The organism is Paracoccus sanguinis (genome assembly GCF_900106665.1).
GTDB lineage: Bacteria > Pseudomonadota > Alphaproteobacteria > Rhodobacterales > Rhodobacteraceae > Paracoccus > Paracoccus panacisoli.
This window is the reverse complement of record NZ_FNNA01000001.1, coordinates 861863-883058: the sequence shown is the minus strand read 5'-3', so window position 1 is coordinate 883058 and position 21196 is coordinate 861863. Positions and strand designations below refer to the sequence as shown.

The window sequence follows — 21196 nt, the reverse complement described above, 5'->3', positions numbered from 1 at the left end:
CGCGGGCCGACCTCAAGGCGCTGGACATGGCGACGCTGTGGCGGGGGCTGATCGGACGGCAGGCGGGGCTCGCTGACCGGATCGTGCCGCCGACCGGCATGAACGCCCGGCTGACGGTGTTCGCGGCGGGCGTGATGGCGTTCCTCGCGGTGTTCGCGCTGGCGCTGGCGCTGGCCACCGGGCGGCTCGCCGACCGCTGGGCCGAGGGGCTGGCGCAGACCGTGACGGTGCGCGTCTCGGCCCCGCCCGAGGCGATCGAGGCCGAGACCGCGGCGGTGATGGCCGCGCTCGAGACCACGCCGGGCGTGGCCGAGCGCCGGCTCTTGCCGCCCGACGAGGTCGAGGCTCTGCTCGAGCCGTGGTTCGGCCCCGACGTGCCGGTGGACGCCCTGCCGGTGCCGCGGCTGATCGAGGTCCACACCGACGACGATTTCGACGCGGCCGCCCTGCGCCTGAGGCTCGAGGGCGAGGCGCCGGGCGCGGTGCTGGACGACCACACCCAGTGGCGGCGGCCGCTGGTGGCGGCGGCCTCGCGGCTCAGGACGCTCGGCTGGCTGTCGCTGGCGCTGATCGGGGCCGCAGGGGCGGCGATCGTGACGCTCGCCGCGCAGGCGTCGCTGGCGGCGAACGGGCAGGTGATCCGGGTCATGCGGCTGATCGGGGCGCGCGACCTGACCATCGCGCAGGCCTTCGTGCGCCGGCTCACCCGCCGGGTGGCGCTGGGCTCGGCGGGCGGCACGCTGATCGGGATGCTCGCGGTCTGGGCGCTGCCCGACATGAACGCGGCGGGCGGGTTCCTGACCGGGCTCGGCTTCACCGGCTGGGGCTGGCTTGCGCCGCTGCTGATCCCCGTGGTGGGGGTGCTGGTGGGCTTCGTCGCCACCCGTGCCGCGGCGCTGCGGATGCTGCGGGCGGTGCGCTGATGGCCCGGCGGGTCGAGATCCCCGGCTGGGCGCTGGACCACGGCCCGGCGGCCGATCCCGCCGCCTATCGCCCCGGCCCGCTGCCGGCGCTGTGGCGGGTGCGGACGACGGTCTATTACCTCTGGATCGCCGGGGTCACGCTGGTCATGGGGCTGTGGTGGCTGCCCAAGGTGATGCGCGACCCGCGCAACGCCCATGTGCTGCCCGTGGTCTGGACCGGGCGGCTGCTGGCCGCGGCGCGCACCATCCTCGGCGTCTCGGTGGAACTCCGCGGCACGCCCCCCACCACCGACGCCATCATCGCGGCCAAGCACCAGAGCTTCCTCGACATCCTCGCGATCTCGCACGCCGTGCCGCAGTGCGGCTTCATCATGAAGCGCGAGGTGATGCGGGTGCCGGTCATGGGCTACTACGCCCGCCGCGCCGGCTGCATCCCCATCGACCGCGCCCGCGGCGGCGAGGCGATGCGCCAGATCACCGGCGAGATCGCCGAGCGCATGGCCGGGCCCGAGGGCCTCGGCCAGCTCATCATCTATCCCGAGGGCACCCGGACCCGGCCGGGCGAGCGGCGGCGCTACAAGCACGGGGTCGGGACGGTCCAGGCCGCGACCGGGCTGAACGTGCACCCGGTGGCGGTGAACTGCGGAATGTTCTGGCCGCGCGAGGGGCTGCGCATCCGCCCCGGCCGGTCGGTGATCGAGTTCCTGCCGCCGGTCCCGCCCGAGGCCGACCCGCCCGAGACCGTGGCCCGGCTCGAGGCGCTGATCGAGGGCCGGTCGGACGCGCTGATGGCGATGGCCGGGCTGGCGCTGCCGGGCGCGGACGCGCCCCGGGCCTAGGGCGCGGGCAGCACCTCCACGCGGTGTTCCGGCATCACCGGGACCAGCAGGCTGTCTCCGCTGCGGGCGAGATCGGCCGGGCCTTGCATCGCCGGGGCGGCGACCGGCTCAGCCGCGCCGGTTGCGGGATCGACCCGCAGGATGCGGCCGGGCGTCGGGGTCCCCATCGCCACCCAGTCGCTGACGATCAGCGCCCCGTCCGCGGCCAGCACCACGCCGTCGAACCGCCCGTGGATGTCGCCCACCGGCGCCGTGGCGCCGCTGGTCAGGTCGATGCGGGTGATGCCGCCGCCTTCCAGCTGCGCGCCGGTGGCCACGACATAGGCGCGGTCGCCGTCAGCCACGACGCCGTTCGCGCCGCCGATCCCGCTGGCGATCACGTCGAACCGGCCGCTCCCGGGGTCGAGCGAGAGCACGCGCCCGGCCTCGAAGTCCGTGACCAGCAGACGCTCGCCGGCCGGGGCGAGGTCGTTGAGCGACCGCGCGCCCTCGGGGCGGTATTCGGCCAGCTGACGGCCGGTCGTGGGATCGAAGGCCACGATGCGGTCGATGTCGGCGACGTAGAGCCGCCCGCCCAGCAGCGCCAGACCCTTGGGCGAATCGAGCGGGGTGCCGGGCTGCGGGATGGCGGGGCCGTCCAGCACCTCGCCCTGCGGACCGATCCGGGCGATGAAGCCGTCCCTGTCCCGGGTCGAGGTGTCGAGAGCCTGCCCGAGGTTCGAGACAAAGCCCTGCTCGCCCGCCATCAAGACGCTTTCGGGATGGGCGAGGGCGGGGGCGTCGGCCGCGGCGGGGCCTGCGGCCACGAGCGCAGCCACGAGCGCGGTCACGGGCGCGGCGGCGGCGAGGGTGAAGCGCATCGGATGTCCTTTCCGGATGATCCGGCTCTGGGTCCGGGTCTAGCGGGCCGGGCAGCGGCGCGTGGTCCCGGCCAGCGCGACTCTGGTCCCGAAACGCTCGATCGGGTGCTGCGCGCGGGCGCGCGGGGTGGCACTCTGGGCCGCATGACGATTGCCGATCCCCAGCTCACGCTCATCAACCGCCTGCGGGCGATGGTCCCGCCGCCTGCGGCCGGACCCGTGCCCGGCACCGGCAAGGTCGGTGCGGGGCCGGGTCTCTTCACCTATTGCGCGCTCAGCCGCGAGCGGATCGCGGATGTCCTGGCCGAGCAGCCCGCGGTCGGGATTGTGCTCGAGGGCCGCAAGGAGCTGTGGCTGGGCGCGGACGAGGCGGCGGTCTGCCGGCCCGGCGACGCCTTCATCGTGCCGGCCGACACGCCACTGACCGCCGTCAACATCCCCGATCCGCAGCGCGGCTGGTATCGGGCGCTCATCATCGAGCTGGGGGCCGCGGCGCTGCCCGTCTCGGCGCGCCGCGCGGGACCCGGGCTGGCGCTGACGATGACCGGCGCGCTCGAGGCGGCGCTGTGGCACGCCGCACAGGCGATCGCCGACGCGCCCTCGCGCCCCACGGTCCGGCAGGCGCGGCTGGACGAGCTGGCCGCGCTGGTGCTCGACGACCCGGTCGGGGGGTGGCTGCTGCGGGCGCGGGCGGGCCAGCGGCTCGCCCGGCTGCTGGCGGCCGATCCGGCGCGGGACTGGACCGTGGATCAGGCAGCCGCGGCGCTGGGCCTTGGCAACGCCACCCTGCGGCGCCGGCTGGCCGCCGAAAAGACCTCGTTCCGGGCGCTTCTGCGCAGCGCCCGGCTGGAGCGCGCGCATCGCGTCCTGTCCGAGACCGGCCGCTCCGGCGCCGCCGCCGCTGCTGCGGGGCTGCGCTCGCGCGGGCATTTTGCGCGCGCCTATCGGGCCCGGTTCGGCCACAACCCGGCGCAGTCCGGGCCGGGTCTGGACAACCCGCCCCACCACCCCTAGCTCTGGCCCGATCCAGACAAGGAGCCTCCATGCCCCCGATCATCGAGGTGGACCGCCTCTCCAAGCGGTATGGCAGCGGCACGGTGGCGCTGGACGAGGTGTCGCTGGCAATCGAGCCGGGCGAGATCCTGGCGCTGCTGGGGCCGAACGGGGCCGGCAAGACGACGCTGATCTCGATCATCTGCGGGCTGGTGGTGCCGACCGGCGGCACCGTCCGGGTCGGGGGCCACGACATCCGCACCGACTGGCGCGCGGCGCGGCGGCTGATCGGGCTGGTCCCGCAGGAAATCGCGCTCGAGCCCTTCGAGACGGTGATCGACAGCGTGCGCTTCACCCGCGGGCTTTACGGCGAGGGGCCGGACGAGGCCTATCTGGAACAGCTCCTGCGCAGCCTCGCGCTGTGGGAGAAGCGGGGCGCGAAGACCCGCGAGCTCTCGGGCGGGATGAAGCGGCGGGTGCTGATCGCCAAGGCCCTGTCGCACCGGCCGCGGGTGCTGTTTCTCGACGAACCCACCGCCGGGGTGGACGTGCATCTGCGCCGCGAGATGTGGCAGGTGGTGCGCGACCTGCGCGCGCAGGGCGTGACGATCATCCTGACCACGCATTACCTCGAAGAGGCCGAGGACATGGCCGACCGCATCGGGGTGATCGACAAGGGGCGGCTCTTGCTGGTGCGTCCCAAGGCCGAGCTGATGGGCGAGTTCGGGCGGAAGCGCCTGACGGTCGAGCTGGACCGGCCGCTCGCGGCGCTGCCCGAGGGCCTGCCGCCCGAGATCGCGGCGGGGCTGACGCTGGCGCCGGGCGGGCTGCGGCTCGACTATGACTATGACGCGCGGGCGGCGCGGACCGGGATCGGGGCGCTGCTCGCGGCGCTGAACGAGCGCGGGATCGCGGTGCGGGACGTGGCGACGACGCAATCCTCGCTGGAGGAGGTTTTCATGGCGCTGCTCGAGCATGGCGGCGCCGCGGGGGGTACCGCGGGGCGCCTCGGGTCCGGGGCGGCGGACGAGGGTCCGGCGCCGGCCGCGCCGCCGGTGACGGACGCGCTGGGCGAGGCTGCGGGCGCAGAGGCCGGGGATGCGGCCGTGGCGCGGGATGCAGGGCGGGGCACGGCATGAACTGGCAATCCGTCCGGGCGATGTATCGGCACGAGATGGCGCGGTTCTTCCGCACCATCTGGCAGTCGCTGGCCTCGCCGGTGCTTTCGACGGTGCTGTATTTCGTGGTCTTCGGCGCGGCCATCGGCGGGCGCATCCAGGCGGTCGAGGGGATCGCCTATGGCGCCTTCATCGTGCCGGGGCTGATGATGCTGACGGTGCTGCAGCAGTCGGTCTCGAACGCGAGTTTCGGCATCTATTTCCCGAAGTTCTCGGGGACGATCTACGAATATCTCGTGGCGCCCACCGGCTGGGCCGAGGTGGCGCTGGGCTTCGTCGGGGCAGCGGCGACCAAGGCGGTGCTGATCGCGCTGATCATCCTGGTCACCAGCTTCGCCTTTGTCGGCGTCCACATCGCCCATCCCGTGTGGATGCTGGTGTTTCTGGTGCTGACCGCGGTGGCGTTCTCGCTTCTGGGCTTCATCATCGGGCTCTGGGCCAAGAACTTCGAGCAGTTGCAGCTGGTGCCGATGATGGTGATCACGCCGCTGGTGTTCCTCGGGGGGGCGTTCTACTCGGCCTCGATGCTGCCGTCGCCGTGGGACCGGATCGCCACCTTCAACCCGGTGCTGCACCTCATCTCGGGGTTCCGCTGGTCGTTCTTCGGCATGGCCGATGTGCCGGTCGGACTGTCGCTCGCCGCGGTGGTGGTGATGATCGCGGTGCTGCTGGTGGCGGTGCGGTGGATCTTTCTCACCGGCTGGCGGCTGCGGGAGTGAGGCGGTCGGGGGGCTACGCGGATCGCCGGCAAGGACGTTCGCGTCGGGGCGGACGCGCCATCGCGGCAAAGTTGTGACGGCCCAAGGCGTTTCGCGCAAAAAGTTAACCACGCCCCCACCATCTTAACCCTTCGTTAACCAATCCCCGGCTACCCGATTCGCAACGCCGTGCGACAAGCGGCGGCTGGGGACAGGGGCGAGGGCAGGTGGCGACGGCAACACTTTATGATTTCTTCGAGTTGTCCGGGCCGCCCGCCCCCGCGGCCGAATACAGCTACGCCGGAAGCCCGAACCCGGCCCCGCTGAGCTTCGGCCCGATCCTCGAGCCGGTGACGGTCGAGACGGCGCGGGCGGGCACCGTCCTCGTGGGCGACCAGGTGATGCTCGACGGGACCGCCTGGACGATCAGCCGGATGCACGAGATCACCGCGACGGTTGCCACGGTGATGCCGGACGGCTCGACCATGTACCTCTACAGCTCGCACCAGGTGCTGACGGTCAGCGACGGGAGGACGCGACGCTATCTCGCCATCGAATACGATCAGTTCGCCAAGGAGAACGAGAAATATTACCCCGGTGGGACGATCGAACGGCTGTCGATCGGCACGATGGACCAGAGCACCTACCTCACCATCGCGTATTTTTCGGGCGACAACGAGAACCGGCTGAAGGTCGCGCCGGCGATGTGTTTTGCCACCGGCACGCTGATCGAGACGGCCGACGGCCCGCGCCCGGTCGAGGCGCTGCGGGTGGGCGAGCGCGTGCTGACGCGCGACCACGGGTTCCAGCCGCTGCGCTGGCTGGGCGGGCGGCGGCTGTCGGGGGCCGAGCTGGCGCAGGCGCCGCGGCTGGCGCCGGTCCGCATCGCTGTGGGGGCGCTGGGGCCGGGGCAGCCGGCGCGCGAGCTGACGCTCTCACCCCAGCACCGGGTGCTGGTCCGCTCACCCATCGCCGGGCGGATGGCGGGGCAGGCCGAGGTACTGGTGGCGGCGGTCCACCTGGTGGGCCTGCCGGGGGTCGAGCGGATCGCGGCGCCGGGGGGCGTCGGCTACTGGCACCTGATGTTCGACGCCCACGAGATCGTCTTCGCCAACGGCGCCGAAGCCGAGTCGCTCTATCTCGGGCCGATGGCCCGGCAGGCGCTGCCGCCCGAGGCGCTGGCCGAGATCGCGGCGATCTTTCCGGGGCTGCTCGACGAGGGCGCGGCGACCCCCGTCCCGGCGCGGCCCATTCTGCGCGGCGCGCAGAGCCGCAGGCTGGTCGAGCGGCAGGTGAAGAACCGCAAGCCGCTGGTGGCGCCGCTGCCGCTGGCTACGCTGACCGTGCGAATGCCCGAGCCGCTACCCGCCTAGCGCGGGCAGAGCCGGGTCATGGGGTCGAGCGCTACGTACTCGCGCGCGGTGATCGACTGGATGCTGAGCGAGTGGCGCCATTCGTTGAACCAGCGGGCGCGGATGCCGTTGCGGTAGGTCGTGGCCATGAGCTGGTCGACGATCGGCGGGATCACCTGGGTGTTGGGCAGCCGCGGGGCGTGGAACCCGACCGTCGCATCCGGCGCGAGGCAGGCGTTCGGCAGGGTCACGAGCATCGTGCAGGCCGAGTTGCAGAGCCCCCGGATCTCGACGGGGCGGCCCGAGGCGGCCAGTTGCTGGCGATAGGCCATCATCTGCACGACGTTGCCGCCGCGGTTGTCGCGGATGACGATCGGGCCCTGCGGCGCCGCAGGCGCGGCCGCGGGCGCGGGTGCGGCCGGACGCGCGCCGGGCCGGGTGACCGCGGGCAGGCTGACGCTCGGCAGCGTCACGGTCGGCAGGCGCATGGCGGCCGTCGGGGCGGCCGGTTGTCCGGGCTGGGCGGCGGGTTGTCCGGGGGCCGCGCCGGTCACCCCGGCGGGGGCGGCACAACCGGCGAGGACGGCGAACAGCGTCAGGACCGCGAGTGCGGCAGGGCGGAGGCGTTTGGTCATGCCGCGATCATGCCCCGCCGCGCGCCCGAGGAAAAGCCGCGGCGCTGCGTCGCGGGGAGTCGGGGAGGGGATTCGGGCGGGGCCAGCCGGGCGGTCGCTTGGGGACGGTTGGTCCGAGCCGGAGGGCTGGCCGGGCAGAGATTGGCGGAAGCGGTAGAACCAGTTGGCTCGGCCGGGCAGGGCAAAGACGCGCAGAGGTGGAGTGCCCGGGCAGCAGCGCGCACCGCGATGAAGCCAAGCGGAGCCGTGTCGGGTTCACTCGAGCCCCGACGCAAGTTGCGCCGCCTCGCGGGCCAAGGCGCCCCCGCCCCGCTCACCACCGAGCCAACCCGCGCGCCGCGCAGGCTCAACCCCATCCCTACGGCGGGTCACACCGCCCCGCAGTCCCAACCCACCCCCCGCCGTCACACACCGTCCCCCGCCACGGCCGCCTCAATCGCGGCGACGTCGATCTTGCGCATCGTCATCATCGCCTCGAACGCCCGCCGCGCCGGCGCGCCGCCCTGGGCGAGCGCGTCGGTCAGCACCCGCGGGGTGATCTGCCACGAGACGCCCCAGCGGTCCTTGCACCAGCCGCAGGCGCTCTCGGTCCCGCCGTTGTCGACGATCGCGTGCCACAGCCGGTCCGTCTCGGCCTGGTCGTCGGTGGCGATCTGGAACGAGAACGCCTCGGTCTGGGGAAACGTCGGGCCGCCGTTCAGCCCGAGGCAGGGGATGCCGCAGACGGTGAAGGTGACGGTCAGCACGTCGCCCTCATGCCCGCCGGGGAAGTCCGCGGGGGCGCGGTGGACGGCGGTCACGGCGCTGTCGGAGAAGGTGGCGGCGTAGAAGCGGGCGGCGGCCTCGGCGTCGCCGTCGTACCAGAGGCAGATGGTGTTCCTGGGGGTGGCCATGGTCGACATCCTCTCGGCTGGGGAGGCCGGGCGCGCCGGTCACGCGGCGAGAAGCCCGACAGGCGCGGAACGTCGCGCGCAACTTTGCGTTCCGGCCGCGGCGCGCTATAGGCGGGCCATGAGCCTCAATCCGCCGAACCTGCGTCCCGACCTCGCCCCCGTCCCGCGGCTGGGCGACGACTCACGCCTGCACGGGCCGGACCGCGAGGCTCTGGGCCGCGGCGGGCAGCCGACCATCGGCATGGTCAGCCTCGGCTGCCCCAAGGCGCTGGTGGACAGCGAGCGCATCCTGACCCGCCTGCGGGCCGAGGGCTACGCGATCAGCCCCGCCTATCAGGGCGCCGATGCGGTGATCGTGAACACCTGCGGGTTCCTCGACAGCGCCAAGGCCGAAAGCCTCGAGGCGATCGGCGAGGCGCTGGCCGAGAACGGCCGGGTGATCGTCACCGGCTGCCTCGGGGCCGAGCCGGACTACATCACCGGCGCCCATCCTAGGGTGCTCGCGGTGACCGGGCCGCACCAGTATGAGCAGGTGCTGGACGCGGTCCACGCCGCAGTGCCGCCGGCGCCCGATCCGTTCATCGACCTGCTGCCCGCGTCCGAGGTGCGGCTGACGCCCCGGCACTACGCCTATCTGAAGATTTCCGAGGGCTGCAATCACGCCTGCAAGTTCTGCATCATCCCGGACCTGCGCGGCAGGCTGGTCAGCCGCCCGGCCCATGCGGTGGTGCGCGAGGCCGAGCGGCTGGTCGCCTCGGGCGTGCGCGAGCTGCTCGTGATCTCGCAGGACACCAGCGCCTACGGGGTGGACCTGCGCCACGCCGAGGACCGCGGGCACCGGGCGCACATCACCGACCTCGCCCGCGACCTCGGCGGGCTCGGGGCGTGGGTGCGGCTGCATTACGTCTATCCCTATCCCCACGTCCGCCAGCTCGTCCCACTGATGGAGGCGACCGCCGCGACCGGGACCGGGGTGCTGCCCTATCTCGACATTCCCTTTCAGCACGCCCACCCGGACGTTCTGCGGCGCATGGCCCGCCCCGCGGCCAGCGCCCGGACCCTGGACGAGATCGCCGCCTGGCGCGCCGCGGTGCCGGGGATCACCCTGCGCTCGACCTTCATCGTGGGTTATCCGGGCGAGACCGAGGCCGAGTTCCAGTATCTGCTCGACTGGCTCGACGAGGCGCAGCTCGACCGGGTGGGGTGCTTCCAGTACGAGAACGTGCGCGGCGCGCGGGCCAATGCGCTGCCCGACCACGTGCCGGATGCGGTCAAGCAGGACCGCTGGGACCGCTTCATGGCCAAGGCCCAGGCGATCAGCGCGGCGAAGCTTTCGGCCAAGGTCGGCACGCGGCAGCGGGTGATCGTGGACGCGGTGGACGAGGGCGGGGCCACCTGCCGGACCATGGCCGACGCGCCCGAGATCGACGGCAACCTGTTCATCGACGAGGGCTTCGCGGCGCTTTCGCCCGGCGACATGGTCGAGGTGACGGTGGACGAGGCGTCGGACTACGACCTGTGGGGTACGCTGTGACCGAGCCCGACATCCCCTATGGGGATGCGATGCTGCGGGTCCGGGAGGACCCCAAGGGCGGCATCAATGCGCCGGGCGTCGGGGGCGCGCCATGACGCTGCCGAAGTGGGACCGCGAGGGGGCGCCGAAGAAGCCCTCGATCGTCGGGATCGGGGCGCAGAAGGCCGGGACCACCTGGCTCAGCCAGATGCTGGCCCAGCACCCGCAGGTGTGGCTGCCGCCCTTCAAGGAGGCGCAGTTCTTCAACCACCGCTTCGTGCCCGAGCATCGCCAGTGGCTGCCCTGGCATTTCCGCCGCGCCCGCCAGAACCTCGAAAAGCGCTACGCCGCGAAGGGCGAGGCGCTGCCGCCCGAGATGGCCGAGTGGCTCGACCGGATCACCCGCGGCGAGATGTTCACCAACCACTGGTACAAGCAGGTCTTCGCCCCCGCGCCCGCCGGCACCCAGCCCTGCGACATCACGCCCGAGTATTCGACCCTGCCCGACGAGGGCGTGGCCTTCGTCGAGACGTTCCTGCCGCAGGCGAAGTTCATCTATATCATCCGCCACCCGGTGGACCGGGCGATCAGCCAGCTCAAGATGAACCTCACCCGCAAGGGGCGCGCGCCCAAGGGGGTTGCGGGCTGGATGGCCGAGATCGACGACCCGGTGCTCTACGACCGCGGCGATTACGCGACCTACGTGCCGCGCTGGACCGCGCGCTTCGGCCCCGAGCGGCTGCTGATCCTGCCCTTCGGCGCCATCGCCGCGGACCCCGCGGGGGTGATGGCGCGGGTCGAGGCGCATTGCGGCCTCGCGCCCCACGCCTATCGCAACCTCTCGGCCAAGGTCTTTGCCGCCAACGCCGCGCTGTCCTGCCCCGGCGAGGTCCGGGCCGAGATCCGCCGCCGGGTCGAGCCGCAGTTCGCCTTCATCGAGGCGACCTTCGGGCCCGAGTTCGCCCGCCACATCCGCTAGACGGCGTGGCGGGCTGGCGGGTCAACCTGCATTATCCGTGGTGGGCGCGCACCCGCCCTGAGCGCGACGACCCGCGGCGCGGGATGTTCGGCGCGCTCGAGGCGGCGCTGCTGGCGCGCGAGGACATCCGCTCGACCGGCTCGACGGTGGCAGTCCGGCCGGGGGCCTTCGCGCCCGAGCGGGTGTGGACGCTGAACTTTCACGGCACCGGGCGCGGGCCGCGCAACCTGTTCTACAAGGAAGCCTATCTGCCCGGCTTCTACAGCTTCGACCCGGCCGGCTACTCCGGCTGGTCAGCCAATGCCGGGCTGCGCTTCGACCCGGCGGCGATCTCGGCGGACGAGGCGGGGCGGTATTTCGACGGCCTCGCGCAGCGGTTCCTGATCCCGGGGGTCAGCAAATACGCGCAGCCGGCGCCGCAGGCCGAGATCCCCGCGGGCTGCATCTTCGTCGCCCTGCAGGTGCCGCGCGACAAGGTGCTGACGCTGGCCGACCTCGACACCCACGCGATGCTCGCAGGCTGCCTTTCCCGTGCCCCGCGCGAGCCGGTGGTGATCAAGCTGCACCCGCGCTCGCGCGACCCGCAGTTCGAGGCGCAGGTGCGGGCGCTGCATGACCCCGCGGGCCACGTCCATGTGCTCGACGAGCCGATCGACGCGCTGATCGCGGCGGCGCGGGTGACGGTCTGCATCAACTCGGGCGTGGGGATCGAGGCGCAGCTGCGCGGCGGCGCGGTCATCACCTGCGGGGCCTCGGACTACGGCGCGCTGACCCGGCGGGCGCGGACCCCCGCCGAACTGGAAGCGGCGCTCGACACCGCCGCGCCGCCCGACCCGGACCTGATGCGCCGCCATGCGACGTGGCTCTTCCGCGACGTGTTCGTGGACGACACGGCGCCGGGCTGGACCGACAAGGTGCTCGACCGCCTCGCCGCCACCTGAGCGGTGGACAGGGGCGGCGGCGGCGGCTCTACTTTCCGGCGAGGAGAGAGGGAGAGGAGCCCCGCATGACACGACCCACGCAACGACAGGCCCTGCGCGCCGCGGCACTCATCGGCTGGGTGGCGCTCGCCGGCCCCGCCGCCGCGCTCGACGCGCTGGTGGAGAAGCAGTCCTTCACCCTGACCAACTTCGCCACCCAGGGCGGCGCGGTCATCCCCGAGATGACGCTGGGGTACGAGACCTACGGCACGCTGAACGAGGCCAAGGACAACGCCATCCTCATCACCCATTTCTTCTCGGGCAACTCGCACGCGGCGGGGAAATATGCGGCCGACGATGCCGCGCCGGGCTATTGGGACGCGATCATCGGGCCGGGCAAGCCCATCGACACCGACAAGTATTTCGTCGTCTCGGCCGACACGCCGGTGAACCTCGGGACGAAGAACCCCAAGGTCATCACCACCGGCCCCGCGACGGTGAACCCGGCGACCGGCAAGCCGTGGGGGATGGACTTCCCTATCCTGACCATCGGCGATTTCGTCGAGACGCAGAAGGGGCTGATGGACCAGCTCGGGATCGGCAAGTGGCACGCGGTCATGGGCGCCTCGATGGGGGGGCTGCAGGCCTATGACTGGGCGGCGCGGCACCCCGACAAGCTGAGCCGGGTGATCCCGGTGATCTCGTCGGGGTGGGCCGACGCCGACCTGATCGCGTGGCTCGACGTCTGGGGCGCGCCGGTGCGGCTCGACCCCAACTGGAACGGCGGGGATTACTACGAGGGCACGCCGCCCGACGCGGGGCTGGCCGCGGCGATGAAGATCATCACCCTGCAGGCGAGTTCGCCCGACTGGACCAACCCGACCTTCGGGCGGCAGTGGGCGGCCGAGGGGGCGGACCCGGCGGCGTCGTTCGACAACGAGTTCAAGGTCGTCCAGACGCTGCGCGACGGGGGCGCCGCGCGGGCCGCGACCTCGGACGCGAACCACCTGCTCTATCTCATCAAGGCCAACCAGCTCTTCGTCGCCGGCGCCACCGGGGCCGCGGCGGCAGGGGCTGCGGGGGGCACGAGCCTTTACGAGGGTCTCAAGGCCATCGACGTGCCGGTGATGCTGGTCCACACCGACGAGGATCTGGTGTTCCCCGGCGACGCGGTGCGCGAGACGGCGGCGATCATCAAGTCCGACGGCACCCCCGTCGAGGTGGTCGAGATCAACGGCACCCGCGGGCATCTGGACGGGGTGGTGAACATCGGCCAGGCCGGCGAGGCGATCCGCGGCTTCCTGGACCGCTGAAAATGCGGGAGTTCAGGCCGATGCTGTGGCGGGCTGTCCAGGCGGCCAGCCTGGGCTTTGTCGGCCTGCTCGTCATCGGCCTACTCACCTCGCGCTGGCTGCCGCCACGGGCTGCCGCCAATTCTGAAACGGGCTGCTACTGGACGGATGCATTGTTCGTGTTCGTCCAGTGCAGCCCGCGCGCGCCTCTGGGCTGGCTGCGCGAGCCGGTCTACAACCTTTATTCGCCCTGCTTTTCCCTTTTGCCGGGGTGGCGCATATCCGATCGGCTCATGGCGTGGGATGGTTCTATCTGATCGCAGGGCTGGCCGCCTGGGTGGCTGTCGCCGTGGCGGTCTTGACCCTCGGGCGGCTGATTCGACGCGCCTTCAATTCGCCCCCCCGATGGCCTAGATAACCGCCAACCTTACAGGAGCGGATCATGGCCTCGTATCAGTATGTCTATCACATGGACGGCGTGTCCAAGACCTATCCGGGCGGCAAGAAGACGTTCGAGAACATCCGCCTGAACTTCCTGCCCGGGGTCAAGATCGGGGTCGTCGGCGTCAACGGCGCGGGGAAATCCACCCTGCTGCGGATCATGGCCGGGCTCGACAAGGACTTCTCGGGCGAGGCCTGGGCCGCCAAGGGCGCGACCGTCGGCTATCTGCCGCAGGAGCCGCAGCTTGACCCGCAGCTCAACGTCCGCGGCAACGTGATGGAGGGGGTGAAGGCCAAGCAGGCCAAGCTCGACCGCTACAACGAACTCGCCATGAACTACTCGGACGAGACCGCCGACGAGATGGCGAAGCTGCAGGACGAGATCGACGCCGAGAACCTGTGGGACCTCGACAGCCAGGTCGACGTCGCGATGGAGGCGCTGCGCTGCCCGCCCGACGACGCCGACGTGGAAACCCTTTCCGGGGGTGAGCGGCGCCGGGTCGCGCTGTGCAAGCTGCTGCTGGAACAGCCGGACATGCTGCTGCTGGACGAGCCGACCAACCACCTCGACGCGGAAACCATCGCGTGGCTGCAGAAGCACCTGATCGAATATCCGGGCACGATCCTGATCGTGACCCACGACCGCTATTTCCTCGACGACATCACCGGCTGGATTCTCGAACTGGATCGCGGCCGGGGGATCCCCTACGAGGGCAACTATTCGGCGTGGCTGGAGCAGAAGGCCAAGCGGCTGGAACAGGAAGCCCGCGAGGACAAGGCGCGGCAGAAGTCGCTCGAGCGCGAGCTGGACTGGATCCGCGCCGGCGCCAAGGCGCGGCAGGCCAAGCAGAAGGCGCGGATCAACGCCTATAACGAGATGGCGGCGAAGTCCGAGCGCGAGAAGATCGCCAACGCCCAGATCATCGTCCCGAACGGCCCGCGGCTGGGCGGCAAGGTGATCGAGGTCTCCGGCCTGACCAAGGCCTTCGGCGACAAGCTGCTGATCGAGGGGCTGGACTTCAGCCTGCCGCCGGGCGGCATCGTCGGCGTGATCGGCCCGAACGGCGCCGGCAAGTCGACGCTGTTCAAGATGCTGACCGGCGCCGAAAAGCCCGACGCGGGCGAGATCACCTTCGGCGACACCGTGCAGCTTTCGTTCGTGGACCAGTCCCGCGACGCGCTCGACGCCAACAAGACGGTGTGGGAGGAGATTTCGGGCGGCGCCGAGCAGATCGACCTCGGCGACGCGCAGATGAACTCGCGCGCCTATGCCTCGGCCTTCAACTTCAAGGGCGGCGACCAGCAGAAGAAGGTCGGGCTGCTCTCGGGCGGTGAGCGCAACCGCGTCCACATGGCCAAGCTGCTGAAATCCGGCGGCAACGTGCTGCTGCTCGACGAGCCGACCAACGACCTGGACGTGGAAACCCTGCAGGCGCTGGAAGCGGCGCTGGAGGACTTCGCCGGCTGCGCGGTCATCATCTCGCACGACCGCTTCTTCCTCGACCGGCTCTGCACCCACATCCTCGCCTTCGAGGGCGATGCCCATGTCGAGTGGTTCGAAGGCAACTTCGAGCAGTACGAGGAGGACAAGGTGCGCCGGCTGGGGCCGGACGCGGTCGAGCCGAAGCGGGTGAAGTATAAGAAGTTCACGAGGTAGTGGCATGGCAAAGCAAACGAGCGCCAACACGCCAAAGGTCACCTTCATCACGCAGGCAGAACCAATCGACGAATACGGTCGCGCCCTTTATGCGGTGGCTCGCTCGATCTTGAGAGCCTTCATCGACTCGATTTCCGATGAAGATTTGGCAGACTTGAACACTGAGCTTAAAGATGTTCGAGCGCGGCAATTCGCGAAGGTTGTTCGGCTAGAACGTGACAAGGGGATGAGGGGCGACGGTTTTGAGTGGGCTGTCCATGAGGCGATCCTTGGACACGAGCCTAACGTCACCGATCACATTTCTAATGTACTACGCAAGTGTTCGCCCACTCGTTTGCGAGATCGCAGTCCACAGTCTCTGCTTTACGGCTACGAGCGGGCAAAGTTTCTAGGCTTTATCGACGCTGTTGTCGAGAACGCAGGCGATGGAGCATATCTTTTGCCAGAGGGTAGTGGTCGGCCATTTAGTTTCGGGCCGTGGGTAGCAACGGCAGCAAGAGGTCTTCAGTCTGAACCATCACTGCCGGACAGGATTAAGCAAATATGGAAAACAGACCTTTTTCTTTCGACTGAGGACGACGCCTGTTACGTCGCTGCAACAGTTAAGTCAAATTACAAGCTTCTTGAGTCTGGCCGGGGGTTGAGAGTAGGAATAGTTCCAGAGTCGACCCACTTTGGAAACAAAGAGGGAGTTTGGTACGATAATTCGAAAAAGATGTGGATCGTAAGCCTCGCTGATCCCAACGGTTTCATGGGGTTGTACAACGACGCCGATATGGCCGTGGGTCGAGCGATGTGTAGCTTGGGCAAGCAGGCTCAGCCTCCATATTACGCGAAGCCGAGCGCTAAGGGTCAAAGGCTGCAAGAACAGTTAGAGAAATATCCTGACGCGCGGATTTTAGAGATTGAGGAAGCTTTGAACGAGGCTGCACAGCAGAACCTCGTCAAGCAATCGCATGAACTTGTCGGGGTTAATGCCCCCGAGTGGCTGCATATAAAGCAAAAGGCCGCAACTGTTATTGCTCCGAAGCCTTCGTTCTCGGCATTGGACTAATAAGGTTCATCGTCACCGTAACCTACATCGCGTTACCTCGCCTCACCGCACCCGCCCAGTCCACCCCGGCGGCCGCTTCCCCACCCAGTCCCAGAACCGCCGGAGCCCCTCGTGCCCGCGCAATGCCTCGACCGAGGCGTAGCGTCGCGCCAGTTCCGCCTCGGTCAACGTGCGGTGGATGACCTTGTGGCAGACGGCGTGGATCAACACCGTCTCGCCCTGGACGCCGCCCTTTACCCGCGGCACCAGATGATGCCGCGCGCCCGGAGGGATCGGGTGCAGGCACAAAAGGCAGACGGGGGCGCAGCCACCCCCGCCCGCCGCGCCGCCGCATGACCTTCGGCTCAATTCGCGGGCTTGGGCGCCGCGGAGTCGGCAGCCTTCGGGGCGGCCGTGTCGCTCGGGTTGCCGGTCGTCGCGTCGCCCCCCTGGGCCGCCGCGTCGCCCGGTTTGGCGGCGGTGGCGTCGCCGGTGACGGAGGTCTCGCCGGACTTGGCGGCTTCGGCGGCGGTGCCGTTGGTCAGCGGGTTTTCCGCCGGAGTCATTACGCCATCGTTGACCTTTTGCCCCGCATTCTGCGCCACCCCATCCTTCGCGCCAGAAGCCGCCCCGGCACCGGGCGTCGCGGCCTCCTCGGGCGTCACCTCCTGCGCCGCCACCGGGTCGGTGTCGGCCGCGTTGGCGCCCCCGGCCACGGTCAGCCCCAGCAGCCGCCAGGTCAGCATCCCCCCGCGGTAATAGCTGATCTTCTCCGCCGGGTAGCCCGCGTCGATCATCGCCCGGATCGCGGTCGGCGACTGGCCGCACCAGATGCCGTTGCAGAACAGGATCGCCTTCTTCGCCTCGGCGCAGTCGAACTTGCCGTCGAAATCGGGCTCGCAGCCGAGCTCGCTCAGCCGCTCGACCGCCTGGGTGTAGGGGATGTTGATGGCGCCGGGGATGGTGCCGCCGGTGAACCAGTCCGGCGTGCGGCCATCGACGAGGATCGTGTCGCCGGCCTTCATTGCCTCGATCAGCTCAAGCTCGCCCACGGTGGTCACGCCGGGGGCGGGGCTCATCGGCTGGATGCAGAAGGGCGGACAATCCATGCTGGTCAGCGCCCAGTCCCCCTCGAGACGGGCGCCGGGGGTCTGGTCGCGGCGGATGGTGAACTCACCGTCGGGGGTCTTGAACACCGCCTCGGCCATGTCGCGGGTGATGCCGACGCGGGGCGCGCCCTGCGGGGGCGCCGGGGCGGCCTCTGGAGTTGCAGCCGGCGCTTCGGCCGGGGCGGCGGGGGCCGGCGTGGCCTGCGCCAGGGCCATCGGCGCGGTGGCGGCGGTCAGCAGCAGGACGGCGGCCGAGCGGATCAGGGTCGTGGTCATGCGGGTCTCCTCCCTCTTTCGTACTGGGGGGTCAGCGCGCAACCGCGCGGTGGGGTTCCCTCGGCGGCCCCGGCGCACGCCGCCGCGCCGGGCGGGCGGCCGATGGAGCCATCGTGACTTTCCCCCCGGCGCCGATGCCCGTAAGCCCGGGGGGGACCGCCCGCGTCAGGGCCCCGGCCGGCCCTCGGGTCCGTGGCCGCGGCGCCCTGACCGCCCGTGACCGCGCCGGCCCCGCCAAGGGGCACCGCGCAGAATGGGGCCTGCACCCGGCAGGCCCCGCGATGAAAGGAACCGCCATGCCGACCCGCCGCCAGACCCTCGCCCTGACCCTGCCGCTCGCCGCCGGCGTGGCGCTCGCCACCGGCCCGGCCGCCGCGCAAAGCGCCACCGCCGCCCGGCCCAACCCGATGCCCGCGGCGCTGCGCACCGCGCTCGAGCGCGACCCGACGGCGCCGGTGCTGGGCAACCCCAAGGGCGACATCACCCTGTCCGAGTTCTTCGACTACAACTGCCCGCACTGCAAAACCATCATGCCGATGATGCAGCGGCTGATCGCGGCGGACCCCGGGCTGCGGGTGGTGTTCCGCGAATGGCCGGTGTTCGGCGAGGACTCCGAGTTCGCGGCCCGCGCGGCGCTCGCGGCGCTGCCGCAGGGGAAATACTGGCAGATGCACGCGGGGCTGATGGGCATCAAGGGGCGCGCCACCGAGGCCTCGGTGATGCGGGTGGTGCGCCGGGTCGGGCTGGACGAGGGCAAGCTCAGGGCCGAGATGCAGTCGGACCGGGTCAGCCGGCACATCAACGCCTCGTTCGAACTCGCCGACCACATGGGGCTTGTCGGCACGCCGACGCTGATCGCCGGGGACGAGGCGGTGTTCGGGCACCAGAGCCTCGACGATCTCAAGGCGCTGGTGGCGCGCGGCCGCAAGACGCTGGGGGTCTAGAGCGGCAGGGTCACGAAGGCCGGGCCGGCGGGGGTGGCGACGAACGCGCCCCCGACGCCGAAGCTGTCGCGCAGATGGGGGGCGGTCAGCACCTCGGCCGGGGCGCCGTCGGCCACGAGCCGGCCGCGGTCCATCAGCACCAGCCGGTCGCAGAACCGCGCCGCAAGGCCGAGTTCGTGGACCGAGGCGATCACCGTGCGGCCCTGCCGCGCGAGGTCGCGGAAGAGCGCCATCACCGCGAGCTGATGCGCCGGATCGAGCCCCGCCACCGGCTCGTCGGCGAGGATCAGCGGCGTGCGCTGGGCCAGAAGCCGGGCGATGAGCACCCGCGCCAGCTCGCCGCCCGAGAGTTCCGTGGCGCGGCGGTCGCGCAGGTGGGTGGCGTCGAGCGCGGCGAGCGCCTCGGCCACGGCCGGGGCGTCGGCCCGCCGGTCCGGGTCGGCGCGGCGGCCCAGCCGCACCAGCGCCGCGACCGGGATCGGCCAGGCGACCTCGCGCGTCTGCGGCAGCCAGGCGGCGCGGCGGGCGCGGCGGGCGGGGGGCAGGGCGGCGAGGTCGCTTATCCCCTCGGCCGCGATCAGCCCCAGCGCGGCGCGCATCAGCGTGGACTTGCCGGCGCCGTTCGGGCCGATCAGGCCCACGAACTGCCCCGGCGGGACCGCCAGCGACACCCGGTCCACCACCGGACAGCCGTCCCGGCGGACGGTCAGGGCGCTGAGCGTCAGGCTCATTTTCCGGCCTCGGTGCGGCGGATGAGGTGCAGGAACACCGGCGCGCCGACCAGCGCCATCATCACCCCGAGCTTCAGGTCCTGGTCGGGCAGGATCACCCGCACCGCCACGTCGGCGGCGAGCACCAGCGCCGCGCCCCCCAGCGCCGCCGCCGGCAGCAGCCGCGAGGGCAGCCCGCCGCTGAGCCCGCGCAAGAGATGCGGCACCACCAGCCCGACGAAGCCGATCGCGCCCGCCACCGCCGTCGCCGCCCCGACTGCGGCGGCGGTGCCCAGCACCACTGTCAGCCGCAGCCGGGCCAGGTCCACGCCCAGCGAGGCGGCGGCCTCCTCGCCCAGGGTCAGCGCGTCGAGCCCGCGCCCGGTCAGCGCCAGCGCCCCCCAGCCGAGCGCCATCACCGGCGCCGCCGCCGCGACATGGGCCCAGCTTCGGTCGGCCAGCGAGCCCATCGTCCAGAACATGATGTCATAGGCCGCAAACGGGTTCGGCGAGAGGTTCAGCACCAGCGCCGTCAGCGCCCCTGCCAGCGCCGAGACCGCGATCCCGCCGAGGATCAGCGCAAAGCTGCCGCCGCCGCGCCCGGCCAGCATCAGGATCAGCGCGACGCCCCCCAGTGCCCCGCCGAGTGCGGCGAGGGGCACCGTCATCCCCAGCGCCGAGGCGCCGAGCTGGATGGCGATAACCGCCCCCAGCGCCGCCGAGGCCGAGACGCCGATCAGCCCCGGCTCGGCCAGCGGGTTCCGCAGATACCCCTGCAACGCCGCCCCCGACAGGCCAAGGCTGACGCCGACCATGATCCCCAGCACCGCCCGCGGCGCCCGGATCTCGCGCAGGACGAGGCCCAGCGGCCCCTCGCCCGAGACGAGCGCGGCGAGGCTCTCGCCCGGCGGCGTCCCCGCCGGCCCGACCAGCAGCGAGGCGAGCGCCAGCACCGCGACCAGAAGCGCGAGCGCGCCGAGCAGCAGGGCGGGGCGCGGGGTCATGGCTGCCCTGCCGTCGCGGGCAGCGCCTCGCGCGCCTCGGCGAGGGTGGCCAGCGCGTCGAGCACCTGCGGGATGCCGCAGGCCCAGTCGGCGTCGGGGATCTCGATCCGCCTTGCGTGCAGGTGGGTGAGCGCGGGGTGGGTCAGCGTCTCCTCGGCGCGCGAGGCGCCGGGGAAGCGGCGGCCGGTCACGATCAGCGCCGGGTCGGCCAGCACCAGCGTCTCGAGCGGGACGGTGCCCGACCCGGCCATCCCCAACCGCTCGGACAAGAGCGCGAAGCCCGCGGTCTTGAGCACGTCGCCGGCGAGGCTTTCGGCCCCGGCGGAATAGCCGTTCGGCCCCCAGGTCGCGGCCAGCGGCGCGCCGTCGCCCGCGGGGTGGGCCAGGCGGGCAAGGCGGGCGTCGAACTGCGCCAGCATCGCCTCGGCCGCCGGCGCGCGCCCGAGCGCCTGCCCGATGGTGCGGATCGCCGCCCGCGTCTCGGCCAGCGAGGTCGGCGGGGCGAGGGTCACCACGGGCACGCCCAGCCGCGCCAGCATCGCCACCGGCGGGCCGTCATAGGTGCCCGCGAGCACGAGGTCGGGGCGCATCAGATAGACCTCTTCGGCGCGGCCGCGGTTCGGCGGATAGGCCGCGGCCTCGGCGACCATCGCCGACATCTGCGGATCGCGGGCGAGGTGGCTGACCGAGACGAGCTGTCCCGGCGCGGCCAGCAGCATGGCGAGCTGATCGGTGCAGAGGTTCATCGACACCACCCGCGCGGGCGGGGTGGCGGGCGGCGGAGGGGCCGCCGGGGCCGCCCCGGCCAGCGCCGGGACGAGCAGCGCGGCGAGCAACGCGAGAGGCCGCGGCGCCCGCAGGGGGCGCCGGACCTGCCGCAGTCGGCCCGCGGGCACCCGGCGCCTCGCCGCGCGCGGCGCGGCAAGGTCGGGTACGGGCGCGGGCCG

General features: G+C 71.6%; 21 protein-coding genes and 1 pseudogene. 14 read left to right on the top strand and 8 right to left on the bottom strand.

Annotated elements, in window-relative coordinates; genetic code table 11:
- Positions 1–26 precede the first annotated feature (26 nt).
- Together BLW17_RS04330 and BLW17_RS04325 are read left to right on the top strand one after the other, a co-directional pair.
- Entirely contained in the window at positions 27–923 is an 897-nt protein-coding gene (locus tag BLW17_RS04330; protein ID WP_036733074.1) for a cell division protein FtsX, read from the top strand.
- Complete coding sequence (locus BLW17_RS04325; protein ID WP_081969117.1) at positions 923–1762, top strand: lysophospholipid acyltransferase family protein; 840 nt, start codon at positions 923–925, stop codon at positions 1760–1762. Before BLW17_RS04330 ends, BLW17_RS04325 begins: the two co-directional genes overlap by 1 nt.
- Here the strand turns inward: BLW17_RS04325 and BLW17_RS04320 are convergent.
- Positions 1759–2622, bottom strand: coding sequence for an SMP-30/gluconolactonase/LRE family protein (locus tag BLW17_RS04320; RefSeq protein WP_036733041.1), 864 nt, complete (start codon positions 2620–2622; stop codon positions 1759–1761). The two genes, BLW17_RS04325 and BLW17_RS04320, sit on opposite strands and share 4 nt — an antisense overlap.
- Before the next feature lie 144 nt (positions 2623–2766).
- Between BLW17_RS04320 and BLW17_RS04315 the strand changes: the two genes are divergently transcribed.
- The 4 genes and pseudogenes from BLW17_RS04315 (at position 2767) to BLW17_RS04300 (ending at position 6864) form a co-directional block, all read left to right on the top strand.
- Positions 2767–3636, top strand: coding sequence for a helix-turn-helix domain-containing protein (locus tag BLW17_RS04315; RefSeq protein WP_170835579.1), 870 nt, complete (start codon positions 2767–2769; stop codon positions 3634–3636).
- Positions 3637–3665: 29 nt separating this feature from the next.
- Positions 3666–4595 (top strand): annotated as a pseudogene (locus BLW17_RS04310) (ABC transporter ATP-binding protein); the annotation flags it as partial.
- A 155-nt stretch (positions 4596–4750) separates the two neighbouring features.
- Entirely contained in the window at positions 4751–5512 is a 762-nt protein-coding gene (locus BLW17_RS04305; RefSeq protein WP_036733035.1) for an ABC transporter permease, read from the top strand.
- A 206-nt stretch (positions 5513–5718) separates the two neighbouring features.
- Positions 5719–6864: a Hint domain-containing protein gene (locus BLW17_RS04300; RefSeq protein WP_052176340.1), complete on the top strand. Its 1146-nt coding sequence runs from the start codon at positions 5719–5721 to the stop codon at positions 6862–6864.
- Here BLW17_RS04300 and BLW17_RS04295 read toward each other — a convergent pair.
- Both BLW17_RS04295 and BLW17_RS04290 read right to left on the bottom strand, forming a co-directional pair.
- Positions 6861–7478 (bottom strand): hypothetical protein, encoded by a 618-nt coding sequence (locus BLW17_RS04295; protein ID WP_231572768.1) that lies wholly within the window; start codon positions 7476–7478, stop codon positions 6861–6863. The two genes, BLW17_RS04300 and BLW17_RS04295, sit on opposite strands and share 4 nt — an antisense overlap.
- 404 nt (positions 7479–7882) lie before the next feature.
- On the bottom strand, positions 7883–8371 hold the full coding sequence (locus BLW17_RS04290) for a VOC family protein (protein WP_074826110.1): 489 nt from the start codon (positions 8369–8371) through the stop codon (positions 7883–7885).
- Positions 8372–8489: 118 nt separating this feature from the next.
- Between BLW17_RS04290 and rimO the strand changes: the two genes are divergently transcribed.
- The 7 genes from rimO (at position 8490) to BLW17_RS17655 (ending at position 16227) form a co-directional block, all read left to right on the top strand.
- Complete coding sequence (rimO, locus tag BLW17_RS04285) at positions 8490–9905, top strand: 30S ribosomal protein S12 methylthiotransferase RimO (RefSeq protein WP_036733032.1); 1416 nt, start codon at positions 8490–8492, stop codon at positions 9903–9905.
- A gap of 91 nt (positions 9906–9996) precedes the next feature.
- Positions 9997–10863 carry a sulfotransferase family protein gene (locus BLW17_RS04280; RefSeq protein WP_036733029.1) on the top strand — a complete coding sequence of 289 codons (867 nt, stop codon included), beginning with the start codon at positions 9997–9999 and terminating at the stop codon, positions 10861–10863.
- A 5-nt stretch (positions 10864–10868) separates the two neighbouring features.
- Positions 10869–11804 carry a capsular polysaccharide export protein, LipB/KpsS family gene (locus tag BLW17_RS04275; protein WP_036733026.1) on the top strand — a complete coding sequence of 312 codons (936 nt, stop codon included), beginning with the start codon at positions 10869–10871 and terminating at the stop codon, positions 11802–11804.
- A gap of 65 nt (positions 11805–11869) precedes the next feature.
- A complete protein-coding gene (locus BLW17_RS04270) occupies positions 11870–13096 on the top strand; it encodes an E22 family MetX-like putative esterase (protein ID WP_052176339.1) in 1227 nt (408 codons plus the stop codon).
- A gap of 2 nt (positions 13097–13098) precedes the next feature.
- The gene (locus tag BLW17_RS04265) at positions 13099–13392 is read left to right on the top strand and encodes a hypothetical protein (protein WP_036733024.1); all 294 of its coding nucleotides are present in this window, start codon (positions 13099–13101) and stop codon (positions 13390–13392) included.
- Between the two features lie 125 nt (positions 13393–13517).
- Positions 13518–15173 (top strand): energy-dependent translational throttle protein EttA, encoded by a 1656-nt coding sequence (gene ettA, locus BLW17_RS04260; protein WP_036733021.1) that lies wholly within the window; start codon positions 13518–13520, stop codon positions 15171–15173.
- Between the two features lie 4 nt (positions 15174–15177).
- A complete protein-coding gene (locus BLW17_RS17655) occupies positions 15178–16227 on the top strand; it encodes a hypothetical protein (RefSeq protein ID WP_139305903.1) in 1050 nt (349 codons plus the stop codon).
- A gap of 42 nt (positions 16228–16269) precedes the next feature.
- Here the strand turns inward: BLW17_RS17655 and BLW17_RS04255 are convergent, their stop codons facing one another.
- On the bottom strand, positions 16270–16473 hold the full coding sequence (locus BLW17_RS04255; RefSeq protein ID WP_331429082.1) for an HNH endonuclease: 204 nt from the start codon (positions 16471–16473) through the stop codon (positions 16270–16272).
- A gap of 98 nt (positions 16474–16571) precedes the next feature.
- Positions 16572–17591: a rhodanese-like domain-containing protein gene (locus BLW17_RS18865; RefSeq protein WP_074826108.1), complete on the bottom strand. Its 1020-nt coding sequence runs from the start codon at positions 17589–17591 to the stop codon at positions 16572–16574.
- Between the two features lie 296 nt (positions 17592–17887).
- Here BLW17_RS18865 and BLW17_RS04245 point away from each other — a divergent pair, with 296 nt between their 5' ends.
- Positions 17888–18535 (top strand): DsbA family protein, encoded by a 648-nt coding sequence (locus tag BLW17_RS04245; RefSeq protein WP_036733014.1) that lies wholly within the window; start codon positions 17888–17890, stop codon positions 18533–18535.
- Here the strand turns inward: BLW17_RS04245 and BLW17_RS04240 are convergent.
- Genes BLW17_RS04240 through BLW17_RS04230 form a run of 3 tightly spaced genes read right to left on the bottom strand, consistent with a single transcriptional unit; the run spans position 18532 to position 21109 of the window.
- Positions 18532–19266, bottom strand: coding sequence for an ABC transporter ATP-binding protein (locus BLW17_RS04240; RefSeq protein ID WP_074826107.1), 735 nt, complete (start codon positions 19264–19266; stop codon positions 18532–18534). The two genes, BLW17_RS04245 and BLW17_RS04240, sit on opposite strands and share 4 nt — an antisense overlap.
- Complete coding sequence (locus tag BLW17_RS04235) at positions 19263–20249, bottom strand: FecCD family ABC transporter permease (RefSeq protein ID WP_036733008.1); 987 nt, start codon at positions 20247–20249, stop codon at positions 19263–19265. The genes BLW17_RS04240 and BLW17_RS04235 overlap by 4 nt, the downstream gene beginning before the upstream one ends.
- Positions 20246–21109, bottom strand: coding sequence for an ABC transporter substrate-binding protein (locus BLW17_RS04230; protein WP_036733054.1), 864 nt, complete (start codon positions 21107–21109; stop codon positions 20246–20248). The genes BLW17_RS04235 and BLW17_RS04230 overlap by 4 nt, the downstream gene beginning before the upstream one ends.
- Positions 21110–21196: the final 87 nt, after the last annotated feature.

What these genes read in the sequence shown, in the direction of transcription:
- BLW17_RS04330 (WP_036733074.1), top strand. Translation starts at nt 27, where the DNA reads ATGGCGACGCTGTGGCGGGGGCTGATCGGACGGCAGGCGGGGCTCGCT.
- BLW17_RS04325 (WP_081969117.1), top strand. Translation starts at nt 923, where the DNA reads ATGGCCCGGCGGGTCGAGATCCCCGGCTGGGCGCTGGACCACGGCCCG.
- BLW17_RS04320 (WP_036733041.1), bottom strand. Translation starts at nt 2,622, where the DNA reads ATGCGCTTCACCCTCGCCGCCGCCGCGCCCGTGACCGCGCTCGTGGCT.
- BLW17_RS04315 (WP_170835579.1), top strand. Translation starts at nt 2,767, where the DNA reads ATGACGATTGCCGATCCCCAGCTCACGCTCATCAACCGCCTGCGGGCG.
- BLW17_RS04305 (WP_036733035.1), top strand. Translation starts at nt 4,751, where the DNA reads ATGAACTGGCAATCCGTCCGGGCGATGTATCGGCACGAGATGGCGCGG.
- BLW17_RS04295 (WP_231572768.1), bottom strand. Translation starts at nt 7,478, where the DNA reads ATGACCAAACGCCTCCGCCCTGCCGCACTCGCGGTCCTGACGCTGTTC.
- BLW17_RS04290 (WP_074826110.1), bottom strand. Translation starts at nt 8,371, where the DNA reads ATGGCCACCCCCAGGAACACCATCTGCCTCTGGTACGACGGCGACGCC.
- rimO (WP_036733032.1), top strand. Translation starts at nt 8,490, where the DNA reads ATGAGCCTCAATCCGCCGAACCTGCGTCCCGACCTCGCCCCCGTCCCG.
- BLW17_RS04280 (WP_036733029.1), top strand. Translation starts at nt 9,997, where the DNA reads ATGACGCTGCCGAAGTGGGACCGCGAGGGGGCGCCGAAGAAGCCCTCG.
- BLW17_RS04270 (WP_052176339.1), top strand. Translation starts at nt 11,870, where the DNA reads ATGACACGACCCACGCAACGACAGGCCCTGCGCGCCGCGGCACTCATC.
- BLW17_RS04265 (WP_036733024.1), top strand. Translation starts at nt 13,099, where the DNA reads ATGCGGGAGTTCAGGCCGATGCTGTGGCGGGCTGTCCAGGCGGCCAGC.
- ettA (WP_036733021.1), top strand. Translation starts at nt 13,518, where the DNA reads ATGGCCTCGTATCAGTATGTCTATCACATGGACGGCGTGTCCAAGACC.
- BLW17_RS17655 (WP_139305903.1), top strand. Translation starts at nt 15,178, where the DNA reads ATGGCAAAGCAAACGAGCGCCAACACGCCAAAGGTCACCTTCATCACG.
- BLW17_RS18865 (WP_074826108.1), bottom strand. Translation starts at nt 17,591, where the DNA reads ATGACCACGACCCTGATCCGCTCGGCCGCCGTCCTGCTGCTGACCGCC.
- BLW17_RS04245 (WP_036733014.1), top strand. Translation starts at nt 17,888, where the DNA reads ATGCCGACCCGCCGCCAGACCCTCGCCCTGACCCTGCCGCTCGCCGCC.
- BLW17_RS04240 (WP_074826107.1), bottom strand. Translation starts at nt 19,266, where the DNA reads ATGAGCCTGACGCTCAGCGCCCTGACCGTCCGCCGGGACGGCTGTCCG.
- BLW17_RS04235 (WP_036733008.1), bottom strand. Translation starts at nt 20,249, where the DNA reads ATGACCCCGCGCCCCGCCCTGCTGCTCGGCGCGCTCGCGCTTCTGGTC.